At 72.3% G+C, this 13,579-nt stretch carries 9 protein-coding genes; 5 read left to right on the top strand and 4 right to left on the bottom strand.

Translation table 11 applies throughout. The annotated features are described in order from the left end of the window. Window positions 1-407: 407 nt before the first annotated feature. Window positions 408-1,898, bottom strand: a complete 1,491-nt coding sequence (locus ABT084_RS33670; RefSeq protein ID WP_351052306.1) for a peptidoglycan recognition protein family protein — start codon at window positions 1,896-1,898, stop codon at window positions 408-410. A 139-nt stretch (window positions 1,899-2,037) separates the two neighbouring features. On the opposite strand from ABT084_RS33670, the gene ABT084_RS33665 reads away from it, so the two are divergent. From ABT084_RS33665 to ABT084_RS33650, 4 genes are all read left to right on the top strand, one after another. Continuing rightward, complete coding sequence (locus ABT084_RS33665; RefSeq protein WP_351052304.1) at window positions 2,038-2,787, top strand: TIGR03089 family protein; 750 nt, start codon at window positions 2,038-2,040, stop codon at window positions 2,785-2,787. A gap of 181 nt (window positions 2,788-2,968) precedes the next feature. Then, window positions 2,969-4,180 (top strand): LCP family protein, encoded by a 1,212-nt coding sequence (locus tag ABT084_RS33660; RefSeq protein ID WP_351052301.1) that lies wholly within the window; start codon window positions 2,969-2,971, stop codon window positions 4,178-4,180. A 224-nt stretch (window positions 4,181-4,404) separates the two neighbouring features. Next, the gene (locus ABT084_RS33655; RefSeq protein WP_351052299.1) at window positions 4,405-6,192 is read left to right on the top strand and encodes an LCP family protein; all 1,788 of its coding nucleotides are present in this window, start codon (window positions 4,405-4,407) and stop codon (window positions 6,190-6,192) included. A gap of 74 nt (window positions 6,193-6,266) precedes the next feature. After that, window positions 6,267-7,952: an LCP family protein gene (locus ABT084_RS33650; RefSeq protein WP_351052296.1), complete on the top strand. Its 1,686-nt coding sequence runs from the start codon at window positions 6,267-6,269 to the stop codon at window positions 7,950-7,952. 84 nt (window positions 7,953-8,036) lie between these two features. On the opposite strand, the gene ABT084_RS33645 is transcribed toward ABT084_RS33650, so the two are convergent. Beyond that, window positions 8,037-9,065 carry a glycosyltransferase family 2 protein gene (locus ABT084_RS33645; RefSeq protein ID WP_351052293.1) on the bottom strand — a complete coding sequence of 343 codons (1,029 nt, stop codon included), beginning with the start codon at window positions 9,063-9,065 and terminating at the stop codon, window positions 8,037-8,039. A 93-nt stretch (window positions 9,066-9,158) separates the two neighbouring features. On the opposite strand from ABT084_RS33645, the gene ABT084_RS33640 reads away from it, so the two are divergent. Beyond that, window positions 9,159-10,706, top strand: coding sequence for an LCP family protein (locus ABT084_RS33640; RefSeq protein WP_351052291.1), 1,548 nt, complete (start codon window positions 9,159-9,161; stop codon window positions 10,704-10,706). Window positions 10,707-10,713: 7 nt separating this feature from the next. Here the strand turns inward: ABT084_RS33640 and ABT084_RS33635 are convergent, their stop codons facing one another. Together ABT084_RS33635 and ABT084_RS33630 are read right to left on the bottom strand one after the other, a co-directional pair. Next, window positions 10,714-12,240: a glycosyltransferase family 39 protein gene (locus ABT084_RS33635; protein ID WP_351052288.1), complete on the bottom strand. Its 1,527-nt coding sequence runs from the start codon at window positions 12,238-12,240 to the stop codon at window positions 10,714-10,716. 106 nt (window positions 12,241-12,346) lie between these two features. Beyond that, the gene (locus ABT084_RS33630; protein ID WP_351052286.1) at window positions 12,347-13,522 is read right to left on the bottom strand and encodes an acyltransferase family protein; all 1,176 of its coding nucleotides are present in this window, start codon (window positions 13,520-13,522) and stop codon (window positions 12,347-12,349) included. Window positions 13,523-13,579 lie beyond the last annotated feature (57 nt).

Below are 13,579 nucleotides of genomic sequence, written 5' to 3'. Positions count from 1 at the left end.
AGCCCGCGTACTGGACGTACTCAGGCTTTCGGCCGGTGCGGCGAGAGCGCGTGCCGGGCGTCGCGACGCCGCGGAGATCCATCAGACACCCCCTAGTCCCCTACCCGCCCCTCCCCGAAACCGGGCCCCGCCCGGACCCGCGCCTCAATCGCCGGCGAGGCTGGTTCAGCACCCCGGGCCCCTTTCCGGGCTCCGCCCGGAGCGCGCCTCAAACGCCGGCGAGGCTGCATCAGCACCCCGGGCCCCCTCCCGGGCTCCGCCCGGGCCCGCGCCGAAACCGCCAACGAGGCTGCATCGGCGCCACCCGACAACGGACCCGCACAAACCCAGCCCGCCCGGCGTTTGAGGGCCCCCGCCGGAGGCGCCCCACCGGTCGGGGCAGTGGGCGGTGGGGCGGGTCCGGGGTGTCAGCGGCCCTGGAGGTGGGCCGCTGAGGTGCGGGTGGTGGGGAGGCGGCCGTAGAGCAGGCGGCCCGGGCACTCCGTGGCGAAGCCGTCCCGGTGGCCGGAGATCACGTTCATCCGGACGTTCGTACCCTTGCGGTACAGATTGCCGCCGCCCGACTTCAGCGTGGTCTTCGCCAGCGGGTTCGCCCCGAAGAGGCCCAGCTTCCAGGCCGTCAGCCGCGCCACCGCGTTCACGGCGGCCGCCGGCGGCTGCGCGTCCGTGAAGGTGCCGATCACCGCGATGCCCATGCTGTCCGTGTTGAAGCCCATCGTGTGGGCCCCCATCACCGGCTTGGTGACCCCGCCCGCCCGCCCCTCGTACACGGTGCCGCACTTGTCGACCGCGAAGTTGTAGCCGATGTCGCGCCAGCCGCTGCTCACCACGTGGTACCGGTACAGGCTGCGCAGCACCGCCGGGGCGTCCCGGCAGGCGTAGTTGTTGCCGGAGGCGGTGTGGTGGACGAAGGCCGCCTTGACCGTGTCCGTGTACACGAACCCCGGCTCGCGCAGGTGCTCGTCCGCACCCCACCCCCGCCGGGTGACGATGGCGGGGCGCGGCCCGATGTACGGCCGGGCGGCCGGGCTCAGCGCGCCCTCGCTCGCGAGGATCGCGTCGGCGGTGGAGTCGGCCTTGTTCAGCGCCGGGATCGAGGTGGCGCCGAGCGGGGCGAGCGGGACGTTGGCCGCCGAGGACTCGGCCATCTCCATGCTCAGGCCGGGCATGCCCGGCAGGCCCGGGGCGCCGACCGCCGTCTCCCCCTTGTCGTCACCGGACGGGGAGGCCGGGGAGGCCGGGGAGGCCGGGGAGGCCGGGGAGGCCGGGGACGACGACCCGGCCCCCGCGCCGTTCTTCGCGTCCGCCGGGAGCGTCCGCGCCGCCGCCCCGGGGTCGACCAGCTCGATCCGCATCCCGGACGGCAGCTTCGCCGCGGCCGGGGCGCCCGCCTCGGCCCGGACGCGGACCTCGACGCCGTCGGACGCGCCGACCCACAACGGGGCGGTGCTGCCCCGGACCCGGCCCGCGGCGCGCTCGGCGGTGCCGGGGTCGGCGCCGTGCTCGGCGTTGTGGGTCTCGACGTCCTGCCAGTCGGACCAGGTGGCCGTCGTGGCGGAGCGGGTCCGGACCTGGACCCGGCCGAGCAGGGGGGTGGCAGCGTCGTCCCAGACGACGCCGACCAGGGAGAAGGTCCCCACGTCACGCGCGGGCAGGCCCTTGGTCTCGGGGAGGCGGGGGGAGGCGCTCATGCCGGGGACGCCGGTGTCCCGGTCGGCCGTGGTCGTGAGCGCGACGAGTGGCAGCGACTGGGTGGACCCGGCCGGGACGGCCGGTGCCACCGGCGCGGCGGCCGTCACGGTCGAGGCCGCCGCCGCCGTGGGGAGGGCGAGGGCGAGCGGGAGGGACAGTGCGGCCGCGGTCGCGACGCCGATCGAGGAAGCAAGGAATCCACGCATGCAATGGATGCTGAACGCGCTCCCGGCGGGCCGCCATCCGAGAACTGACGGATCGTCGGTTCTTCGGCACGCCGCCTCCTCCGTACGGGGGAGGGGTATGGCCGCCGTACGGGGGAGGCCGCCGCGTAGCCTGGGCCGGGTGAACACCACTGACCGCACCCCTGCCGACCTGCTGCGATCCGCGCTCGCCGCCGACCCGGGCCGCCCCCTCGTCACCTTCTACGACGACGCGACGGGCGAGCGCGTCGAATTGTCCGTCGCCACCTTCGCCAATTGGGTGGCCAAGACCGCCAATCTGCTCCAGGGCGATCTGGGCGCCGAGCCGGGCGACCGGCTCGCGCTGCTGCTGCCCGCGCACTGGCAGAGCGCCGTGTGGCTGCTCGCCTGCGCGTCGGTCGGCGTGAGCGTCGAGGTGGGCGGGGACCCGGCCGACGCGGACCTCGTGGTGAGCGGGCCGGACACCCTGGAGGAGGCGCGGGCCTGCTCCGGGGAGCGGGTGGCGCTGGCGCTGCGGCCGCTGGGCGGGCGCTTCCCGCAGCCCCCGGCCGGGTTCGCGGACTACGCGGTGGAGGTGCCGGGTCAGGGCGACCGGTTCGCGCCGTTCGTACCGGTCGACCCGGCCGGGCCCGCCCTGCGCGTCGGGGGCCGCGCGCTGTCGCACGCGGAGCTGGTGGACCTGGCCCGGGCGGACGCGGCGGAGCGCGGGCTGACCGAGGGCTCGCGGCTGCTGTCGGGGCAGGGGTACGACACCTGGGAGGGCCTGTCGGCCGGGCTGTACGCACCGCTGGCCTCGGGCGGCTCGGTGGTGCTCTGCCGCCACCTGGACCAGCTGTCCGCGGACTCCCTGGCCCACCGGACCGAGACCGAGCGCGTCACCCACACCGCGTAGGCGGCGGCCGGGGCGGCCGTCACCCACATCGCCCACCTGCGGGAACGCGCGATTTGTCACCCACACGGCCCAGTACGGACCCCCGCCCCCGGGCCGCTCCGCCGACCCGGGGGCAGGATCGGCGTAGGCCGCGTACTCACCCGTACGGGGCTGTTGCCCAGCGGCGAGGACGGACGCGGAAGTGACCGATGGCGCAGGCATACCGGGGCACACCGGTGCGGGCACGGGCGGTACGCCGCCCCCGCGCCGGCGGCGTCGGCTGCTGCGCTGGATCGGGCTCGGGCTGGTGCTGCTGGTGCTGGCCGGGGCCGCCGCGGGCTGGTGGGTCTACCGCAAGCTCGAAGGCAACATCAAGGCGGACACCTCCGCCGCCGCGGAGCTGCGCCGCTACGACCGCGAGCGCCCCGCGCACGTCGTGGACGGCGCCCAGAACATCCTCCTGATCGGCTCCGACTCGCGCTCCGGCAAGGAGAACGCGAAGTACGGACAGGACGCCGGCACCCAGCGCTCGGACACCGCGATCCTGCTGCACCTGCCCGCGGACCGGCGCAGCGCCACGGCGGTGTCGATACCGCGGGACCTGATGACGATCGTACCGAGCTGCCTGAAGCCGGACGGGACGCGCACCACCGAGCAGCTCGCCCAGTTCAACTGGGCCTTCGAGTGGGGCGGGGCCGGCTGCACGGTCCGTACGGTCGAGAAGCTGAGCGGGATCCGGGTCGATCACCACGTCGTGGTGGACTTCGGCGGGTTCAAGAGGGTGGTCGACGCGGTCGGCGGGGTCGAGGTCTGCCTCAAGGCGCCCATCGACGACACCGAGGCCCGGCTGAAGCTGCCCGCCGGACGGCAGACCCTCCAGGGGGAGCAGGCGCTCGGCTTCGTCCGGGCCCGGCACAGCCTGGGCGACGGCAGCGACACCGAACGGATGGACCGCCAGCAGGAGTTCCTGGCCTCGCTGGTGGAGAAGGTGCAGAGCACCGGGGTGCTGCTCAACCCGGCCCGGCTCTACCCCCTGCTGGACGCGGCGACTTCGTCGGTGACCACGGACCCCGGGCTGGCGTCGCTGCGCGGGCTGTACGAACTGGTGCGCGGCATACGGGACATACCGACCGACCGGATCAACTTCCTGACGGTACCGCGCAAGCCGTACGGCGCCGATCCCAACCGGGACGAGCTGGCGGAGCCGGAGGCGGCCCTGCTCTTCCGGCAGCTGCGGATGGACCAGCCGGTGACGGTGGTGCCCCCCACGCCTGTTGATCAGCGGGAAAAGGCCTCGGGCGAGCGTCCCTCCGAGGCCGGGGGCGCACCGACGCAGGGGTCGGGAACCGGTTCGGCCGCCTCCCCCGCCCCCACCTTCACCGGCACCACGGCGGGCACGGCTACCTGCCGGTAAAGCAATCCCAAAAGCCGGTGCCCGAACCGAGCGGGATGGGGCTATTGCCCAGTTATAAGGGGGGTGGAATTTGTCACCGACATGGTTTGACAGTGAATTGGCCGGATAAGGTGAGCGATCCGGTGCGCAGGCTGGCCGTAGGCCGTGCACCAGCAGCCGGATCGTTGACCGAGCGCCTGGGGGGAGGCGCGTCGCGAGGCACCCGACGGAGGACTCGAGCAACCGTGGATGCGCACAGCCGTGGGCGAGCAGAAGAAGTCGACCCCGCAGACCAGTGGGTCATCGACCCCCGAACCGGCGACTACGAGCTGCGACTGGACCGCTCCGCTGCGCAGCAGCCGTCCGTGACCTCCCCCCGAAGAGCCCGCGGCCCCCTCTCCTCCTCCCTGATGCCGTCGCGGTCGGCCCGCTCGGGCCGGTCCGCCAAGGCCTCCGCGGCCGCTTCCCCCAAGGCCCCCTCCCCCAAGGTCCCGTCCCCGGCGGTGCCCGGGCCCCGGCGCGGCGACGGGCCCGGTGGTGGCCGGCGCGGCGGGCGCCAGGCCGCCGGAGGCTCCGGCGGCGGCGGGGGACGCCGCAAGGCGCTGGTCGTCGTGGGCGGCTCGCTGGCGTTCCTCCTGGTGGGCGGCTCGCTGGCGGCGTACCTGTACTACGACCACCTGAACGGCAACATCAAGACCACCGACACCCTCGGTGCGGGCCGCAACGGTTTCCAGAAGGACCAGCCGATCAACATCCTGATCATCGGCACGGACAAGCGGACCGGCGACGGCAACGAGGGCTACGGCGACTCGGACAGCCCCGGCCACGCGGACACCACCTTCCTCTTCCACGTCTCCAAGGACCGGACGAACGCGACGGCGCTGTCCATCCCGCGCGACCTGATCACCGACATCCCGACCTGCCCCACCAAACAGACCGACGGCTCGACGAAGAACATCCCCGCCCAGCGCGGGGTCCGCTTCAACACGAGCCTCGGCCAGGAGGGCCGCGACCCGGGCTGCACCATGCGCACGGTGCAGGAGCTGACCGGGATCCCGGTCGACCACTTCCTGATGGCGGACTTCAACGCCGTCAAGACGCTGAGCACGGCCGTCGGCGGGGTGCCCGTCTGCCTGGACAAGGCCGTCAAGGACCGCGACTCGAAGCTGAACCTGACGGCCGGTGAGCACCGGCTCGACGGCGAACAGGCGCTCGCCTTCGTCCGTACCCGGCACTCCTTCGGCAACGAGAGCGACCTCGACCGGATCAAGACCCAGCAGCAGTTCCTGAGTTCCATGATCCGCGAGATGAAGTCGAAGGACACGCTCAGCAGTCCCAAGAAGCTCATCGCGCTCGCGGAGGCGGCCACGAAGGCGCTGAGCGTCGACAAGGGCATGGGCTCGATCTCCCAGCTCACGGCGCTCGCCGGAGAGTTGAAGGGGATCAACCCCAAGAACATCACCTTCACCACGCTGCCGGTGCTCGACAATCCGGCCGAGCGGGTCAAGGCGACCGTGGTGATCAATCCTTCGCAGGCCGATCCGCTGCTCCAGATGATCCGCGGGGACGTCTCGCTGACCGCCGTGGAGCAGAAGGAGAAGGCCGCCGAGGCGGCGGCCAAGAGCAAGCAGGACGCGCTGCTCCAGGGCAACCGCGCACCGGCCGGCGACGTCCGCGTCAGCGTCTCCAACGGCGGCGGCCCGCAGGGCTCCGCCTCCACCACACTGGCGTGGCTGCAGAATTCCAAGGGCGTGGAGAGGTCGAGCAACGTGGGCAACGCGCCCGCGAAGCTCGACCACACCACGCTGGAGTACGCGCCCAACCAGGCCGACCAGGCCCGGGCGCTAGCGGACATGATGGGCCTGCCGGCTTCGGCCCTGAAGGCCGGTTCGGCGGACGCGCCGCCGAAGACCCCGATGAAGCTCACGCTCGGCGCGGACTTCAAGGGGGCGGGGATCTCGCTCACGGCGCCGCAGCAGGCGCCCGAAGGGGTCCAGCGGGTCGAGGCCGACAAGGCGATCTGCGCCAAATAACCGGCCCGACAGCGGCTGGACACAGCAACGACCGGCACAATGCCTGACGAAACAGGATCTTGAGGGGGGTACGTGTGACGCACAGCAACGTGCGGGGGGAGGGTGCGCCCTCCGGGGCCACCGGTGGCATATCCGGCGGCGTCGGCGGCAGTGCACCCGGTGCGGTACCCCGCCCGCGGGACGGCTCGGGGAGCGGCAGCGCGGGCCCCGGAACGGCCGGTCCGGCCGGGCCGCCGCGGCGGGGGCGCAGACGGGTGCTGCGCTGGGTGTCCTCGGTGCTCGCCCTGGTCATACTCGGGACGGCCGGCGCCGGATACCTGTACTACCGCTACATGAACGGCAGCATCAGGACGGACGCGCTGAACCTCGGTGACAGCAGGCTCGGCAAGTCCAAGCCCAACGCCTTCGGGCAGACCCCGCTGAACATCCTGCTCATCGGCTCCGACGCGCGCAACGACAAGGAGAACCAGGCCCTCGGCGGGGCCAAGGACACCTTCGACGGGCCGCCGCTGGCGGACGTACAGATGCTGCTGCACCTGTCCGCGGACCGCAGCAACATGTCGGTGGTCTCGATGCCGCGCGACACGATGATCAAGATGCCGAAGTGCACCGACACGGACGGCAAGGTCTACCAGGCCAGCAGGGGCCTCGTGCAGACGAACGAGTCGCTGAGCCGCGGCGGTCCGGGCTGTACGGTCGCGGCCTGGCAGGAGATGACCGGCATCCCGATCGACCACTTCATGCTGATCGACTTCAAGGGCGTCGTGGCGATGGCGGACGCCATCGGCGGCGTCCCGGTCTGCGTCCAGCAGAACGTGATCTCGCGCAACAGCGAGGGCAAGGGCTCGGGCCTCAAGCTGCCCAAGGGCCAGAACGTCATCCAGGGCGAGCAGGCCCTGCAGTGGCTGCGCACCCGCTACGGCTTCGAGGACGGCACGGACATCGGCCGTACGCACGCCCAGCACATGTACATGAACTCCATGGCCCGCGAGTTCCGCAAGAACGCCAAGCTCACGAACCCGGTGAAGCTCAACAGCCTGGCGCAGGCGGCCATCCACGCCATGGTCGTGGACCCCGACCTGAACAAGATCGACAAGCTGTTCGACCTCAGCATGGAGCTGAAGAAGGTCCCCACGGGCCGGATCACCATGACCACCATGCCGTGGGTCTACAGCACCCGCGAGGAGGGCCGGGTCGAGCCGAAGCCGGTCGAGGCCGAGGAACTCTTCAAGATGGTCCGCGACGACGTCGCGCTCGACGGCAAGGGCCAGCCGCAGACCGGCGCGTCCCCGTCGGCCGCCGCGTCGGCCGCACCCTCGCAGCCGCCCGCCGCCCAGGCCGCGCCGCCCGCCAGGATCGCGGTCCTGGTGCGCAACGCGACCGGTGGCAAGGACGGCGAGGAGAACAAGGTCAAGGGCCGCTCCACGGACGTCACCTCGCTGCTCGCGGCCAAGGGCTTCACCAAGGCCGTGGCCGACTCCCAGGTCGCGGGCGAGGACACCACGCTGATCCGCTACGCGGGCCTCGACCAGGCCGCCGACGCCCAGGCCGTGGCCACCGCGCTCGGGCTGCCCGCGAGCTCCGTACAGCGCTCGACGGACGTCACCGGGATCACCCTGTTCGTGGGCAAGGACTGGCGCACGGGCGACGCCCCGAAGCCCGCCGCCCCGGCCCTGAACAAGGCCCCGGACTCGGCCCGCCCGCTGAACGGCGACAACGACAAGGAGTGCATGGAGATCCAGCCGGGCTTCACCTGGTAGCCCGCGGCACGCATACGGACGGGGGCCCGGCGGATCTGATCCGCCGGGCCCCCGTCCGTGTCGCGCGCACGCGCGCCGCCGGGCCTACGGCGCCGCCGGGGTGTCCTCGCGCATCGAGGGGCGGCGGCTCGCGATGACGCGGTTCGCCAGGGAGCGGGGGCTCGTCAGGAAGCCGAAGCCCCAGGACATGTGCATCGTGGCCAGGGCCACCGGGATCCGCACGCGGGCCGCGAGCGGCAGGCCCTTGCCCGCCGGTACGGAGCCCGCGGTGATCGCGGCCAGGTAGCCCGCCGGGACCGCGAAGGCCCACGGGGTCAGCGTCGCGCCCGCCAGCGTGCCCGCCGCGATCGCGACGAGCGCGGTCGGCGGGGCCAGGTAGCGCAGGTTGATCGAACCCGCGTGGTAGCGGGCGACCACGTGGCGCCAGCGGCCGTAGTCCTTGTACTGCTTGGCCAGCGCCCGTACGGAGGGGCGCGGGCGGTACTGGACCTTCAGCTCGGGCGAGAACCAGATGAGCCCGCCCGCCTCGCGGATGCGGAAGTTCAGCTCCCAGTCCTGGGCGCGGATGAACTCCACGTTGTAGCCGCCCGCGCGCTCCAGCGCCTCGCGGCGGAAGACGCCGAGGTAGACGGTGTCGGCGGGGCCCGCCTCGCCGCCCGTGTGGAAGGCGGCGTTGCCGACGCCGATCTTCGAGGTCATCGCGGCGGCGACGGCGTCTTCCCACGCGTTCTCGCCCTCGGCGTGCATGATGCCGCCGACGTTCTGCGCGCCGGTCTCCTCCAGGAGCCGCACGGCGGTGGCGATGTAGTTCGGGGAGAGCATGCCGTGCCCGTCGACCCGTACCACGATCGGGTGACGTGAGGCCTTGATGGCGGCGTTGAGGGCGGCCGGGGTGCGGCCGGTGGGGTTGGGGACGGTGTGGACGCGCGGGTCCTCGCTGACGAGCTGGGCGGCGATCTCGTCGGTCCGGTCCGTGGACGGGCCGAGCGCGATCACCACCTCCATCTCGCCCGCGTAGTCCTGCCCCAGGATGTGCCGGACGGAGTCGCGCAGGTGGCGCTCCTCATTGAGCACCGGCATGATCACCGAGACGGCGGGCTGCTGGGTGGGCATGTGGTCCTTCAAGGTCGGGTATCTGTGTCACGTTACCGCGTACGGGGGAACCGGGTGCGCGCCGGACGATCGGTACGGTCAGTCGCTGATCGTATGGGCCTACTGTCGGACGCATCTGCCCCTGCTGTCGCCGCGGAGGTGCCCCCCGTGTCCCCCGTGCCCCACCCGAACCGCTCCCCCCGTCCCACCCCACCGCAGCGTCCCCGGCGCGGCGGCGGCCCGGTCAAGCGCGGGCACCGGCCGCGCTGGGGCGTACGGCTGGCGGCGACCGTATCGGTGGTGGTGCTGGGCTCCGGGGCGATCGGGCACGCGGTGATGACCGGGCTGGACACCGGGATCGAGCGGGTGGACCCCTTCAAGGACATGAAGAACCGCCCCCAGGCCGGCCACGGCGTGAACTTCCTGCTCGTCGGCACCGACGGCCGGGACAAGATCACCCCGGACCAGAAGCGCGAGTACCGGCTCGGCGGGGCGCCCTGTCACTGCACCGACACGATCATGCTGGTGCACATCTCGGCCGACCGGGAGCGCGCCAGCGTGGTCAGCCTGCCCCGCGACAGCTATGCCGAGGTCCCCGAGCACACCGACCCCGCCACCGGCAAGGCGCACCGCGCGCACCCGGTGAAGCTGAACGCCGCGTACGCGGAGGGCGGGCCGAACCTGACGGTGCGCACGGTGGAGAACATGACCCGGGTGAAGATCGACCACTACCTGGAGGTCGACTTCACCAGCTTCATGAAGACGGTCGACGCGATGGGCGGGGTGGAGATCTGCACCGCCAAGCCCATGCAGGACTCGTACACGGGCCTCGACCTGCAGCCCGGCACCCACCGCCTCACCGGCGGCCAGGCCCTGCAGTACGTCCGCTCGCGCCATGTGGACGGGGCCTCCGACCTGGGCCGGATGCAGCGTCAGCAGCGCTTCGTCGCCGCGCTGATCAAGCAGTCCACCAGCGGCGGGATGCTGCTCAACCCGGTGAAGTTCAAGCAGGTCAGCTCGACGCTGCTGGGCTCGGTCCGGGCCGACCGGGGCTTCGGCTCCGAGCAGATGCTGGCGCTGGGGCAGGCGATGCGGGGCTTCACGCCGTCCTCCTCGGAGTTCGCGTCCGTACCGGTCGGGGACGCCTCGTTCCCGGTCAAGGGCCTCGGCGACACGGTCAAGTGGGACGAGCCGAAGGCGGCGAAGGTGTTTGCGGCGCTGCGCGACGACCGGCCGCTGGCCCCGGCCCGGCCGGCGCCCGCGCCGGGGCGGGCCGCGCCGCAGCCCGCCGTGCCGGTGGACGTGTCGCCCCAGCAGATCCGGATCCAGGTGGAGAACGGCACCCGGATCGACGGGATGGGCGGCCGGGTCGACGAGGCGCTGCGGGCCACCGGCTTCGACACCACGCGGACCCCCGGGCTCGCGGCCAGCCGGGAGATCAAGCGCACGCTGGTGACGTACGACCCGCGCTGGGACCGCTCGGCGCGGACGGTGGCGGCGGCCCTCCCGGGCATCGAGCTGCGGGCGGTGGCCGGGCAGGGGCGCACCCTGATCGTGACGGCGGGCGCGGACTACAAGAAGGTGGTCCCGGTCCGCGCCGAGGACCCCTACCAAGGCGAATTCGGCGTGGTGACGGGCGACCAGGTGGTGTGCGGGAGCTGAACGGCCGTCAGCGGTTGCGCTCGACCAGGGTGACCTGGAGGTTGCCCGCCTTGGTGCTCTTGACCACCTTGTAGTGGTCCTTGAGCGCCTTCTCCTGCGGCTCGGGGAGCTTGTGGTACGGGTTGTCCGTACCGCTCCAGGTGACGACCCACACCCGCCGCGTCCCGTCCAGGCAGACGGCCGGCTTGTCGCACTCGACGGGGAAGAGGTCGTCGCTCGCGATAGCGGAGCGCTGGGCGAAGACGTCCTTCAGCCGGATCCGCGGGGGCAGGTAGTACTCGACGGTGAAGTCGATCATGTAGACGCGGTCGGTGCCCCTGACGGGTGCGAAGCCGTCGCCGGGCTTGTAGTCCTTGCCGATGATGTCCGCCACGGCCCGCCCGTCGGTGCGGTCCTTCACGTACTTCGTCCGCAGCTGACGCTGGTCGGTGACCCCGAGCAGGATCAGCAGGGCCAGAGCGGCCACACCGGCCACCCGCGGCCGCAGCGCGGCCAGACCGGCCGCGGCGAGCACCACCCAGCCGGGCAGCGTGAAGAGCAGGTAGCGGTCGAGGAAGTACGAGGTGCTGCCCTGCGAGATCACCCAGGCGACCACGATCGGGACGGCGGCCACCAGGCCGATCTCGACGGCGGGGCGCCGTCCGCGGCTCCAGGCCAGCGGGAGCAGCGCGGCGGCGGCCATGCCGAGCGCGACCAGCGGGGAAGCGAAGAGGTTGGTCCACAGGTCCGCGATGCCGCGCAGGTGCGGGACCTTGAGCCAGCTGATCTGACGGCCCACCTGGCTCTGGCCGAGCAGGGCCAGCGGGATCACCGGCAGCAGGCCCACCGCGACGGCGGCGGTGAAGGTGACGGGCAGCCGCCGGGCGCGGGCGCGCCACCAGCGCAGCACCACGATCATCGCGTGCGGCATCAGGAAGAGCAGGGAGACCACGTGGAACAGGCCCGCCGCGGCCACCGCGAGGGAGTACGGCAGCCAGCGCAGCGCCGTCGGGCGGTCCAGCGCCCGCAACAGCAGCCAGGTGGCCGCGGCGACCGCGAGGACGACGAAGGCGTACGAGCGGGCTTCCTGGCCGTACTTGGAGACGGCGGGCAGCAGGGCGAACAGCAGCCCGGCGAAGACGGCGGTACGGCGGTCGAAGAGGTGACGGGCCGCCAGGACGACGAAGGCCGCCGCCCCGGCCATGGCCAGGGCCGACGGCATCCGGAGCATGGCCTCGGAGTCGCCGAAGACGGAGACCCAGCCGTGCAGGATCAGGTAGTACGCACCGGAGACGGCGTCGACGTGGCCGAGCATCCCGACGAGGTCGTCGGTGTCACGGAGGGCAGCGTTCCAGCTGGCGAACTCGTCGCGCCAGGGCTGGGCGTTGCCGCTGCCTATCGTGGTGACCGCGAAGGTCAGCAGCGCCGCCCACAGCCAGTCGAAGCGGGAGGCACCGGAGGCGCGCCGTGCGCGGGACGCCCCTCCGGCTCCGGGAGCCGACGGCTCCCGTCCGGAGCCGGCTTCGGGCACGACGGCCGTACTGCTGGTGGTCATCTGCTCATGCCTTCCGGATCGGTCAACGATCCAGGGTAAGTGAGCGACGCCGCCGGAACCCAATCCCGGGGGCCCGGCGACGCCGCGGACATCCGTCAGACACCCCCTAGCCGCGGGCGCGTACGGGCGGGTCGCTCTTCGGCGCCGCCGCGGGGCCCCGCGCGCCGTCCAGCAGCCGCTTGAGCAGCGCGGACAGGGGGCGCTCGGCGTACCGGTGGACGAGCCAGGCCAGCGAGAGGATCGCGGCCAGGCACATCGCGAGCAGCGGGTAGGGGGCGATGCCGTGGTCGCGGCCCCAGCGGATCATGGCCCAGCCCAGCTCCTGGTGGAGCAGGTAGACGGGGTACGTCAGCGCGCCCGCCACCGTCAGCCACTTCCAGCGGATCCAGTTGAGGGCGCCCATCGAGACGGCGAGCATGACCAGGAAGCTCGCGCCGGAGATGACGGCCATGACCGGCCAGGACAGCGTGTGGTGGACCTCGTACTCGTAGGAGCCGACCGTGATGTGCAGCCGGTTCTGCGCGAACAGCCAGGAGAAGGCGACCACTCCGAGCAGCATCGGGTTCACACCGAAGCGGTAGATCAGGTACATGGCAACGCCCGCGATGAAGTACGGGGCGTCCTGCGGCATGAAGACGGTGTCCATGAGCTTGCTGCCGGTGCCCGGGGTGATGACCGCCAGGATCGTCCAGATGCCGCAGAAGGCGAGGACCCGCCGGTAGGTCAGGCCCATCACCGCGACGACCGCGAACAGCAGGTAGAACCGCAGCTCGATCCAGAGGGTCCAGTAGACGCCGTCCGCCTCGGTGACGCCGAGCGGGCGCTCCAGCATCGTGAGGTTGGTCAGCACGTCGCTGAGGCTCATCGGGTGGCGGGCGGCGCGGACCGTGGCCGCGAAGTTCACCACGAGGGTGGTGATGATGATGCCCGCCCAGTAGGCCGGGTAGAGGCGCACCACGCGGGAGGTGAAGTAGTCCCGGGGCGAGCGCCCCCAGCAGGACATGCAGATGACGAAGCCGCTGATCAGGAAGAACAGCTGGACGCCCATCCAGCCGTAGGCACCGAACCGGTGGAGCGTCGGCATCACCGTCTGGGCCCGCTGGCCCCAGACCTCCGGGTGGATGTTGACGCCGGTCCAGTGGAAGGCGACCACGGAGAGCGCCGCGATCAGGCGCAGTCCGTCGAGCACGTAGAGACGGGGACGCCGGGGTCCCCTCGTACCGCGGTCCTGCGGGGTGGGGACGGCCTCCCGCAGGGGCGGGGGCGGTGTGACGGTCGACATGTAGGGACAACTCCGCGGCGAGGCCGACTGTAGGCAGGAAGGCAGGAGAGCCGAGTT

Source organism: Streptomyces sp. NPDC002138, from assembly GCF_040296485.1.
Lineage (GTDB): Bacteria > Actinomycetota > Actinomycetes > Streptomycetales > Streptomycetaceae > Streptomyces.
Note: the sequence above shows the minus strand (reverse complement) of the source record. Positions and strands in the feature narration are given on the sequence as shown.

What these genes read in the sequence shown, in the direction of transcription:
- ABT084_RS33645 (WP_351052293.1), bottom strand. Translation starts at nt 9,065, where the DNA reads ATGCCCACCCAGCAGCCCGCCGTCTCGGTGATCATGCCGGTGCTCAAT.
- ABT084_RS33640 (WP_351052291.1), top strand. Translation starts at nt 9,159, where the DNA reads ATGGGCCTACTGTCGGACGCATCTGCCCCTGCTGTCGCCGCGGAGGTG.
- ABT084_RS33630 (WP_351052286.1), bottom strand. Translation starts at nt 13,522, where the DNA reads ATGTCGACCGTCACACCGCCCCCGCCCCTGCGGGAGGCCGTCCCCACC.
- ABT084_RS33635 (WP_351052288.1), bottom strand. Translation starts at nt 12,240, where the DNA reads ATGACCACCAGCAGTACGGCCGTCGTGCCCGAAGCCGGCTCCGGACGG.
- ABT084_RS33670 (WP_351052306.1), bottom strand. Translation starts at nt 1,898, where the DNA reads ATGCGTGGATTCCTTGCTTCCTCGATCGGCGTCGCGACCGCGGCCGCA.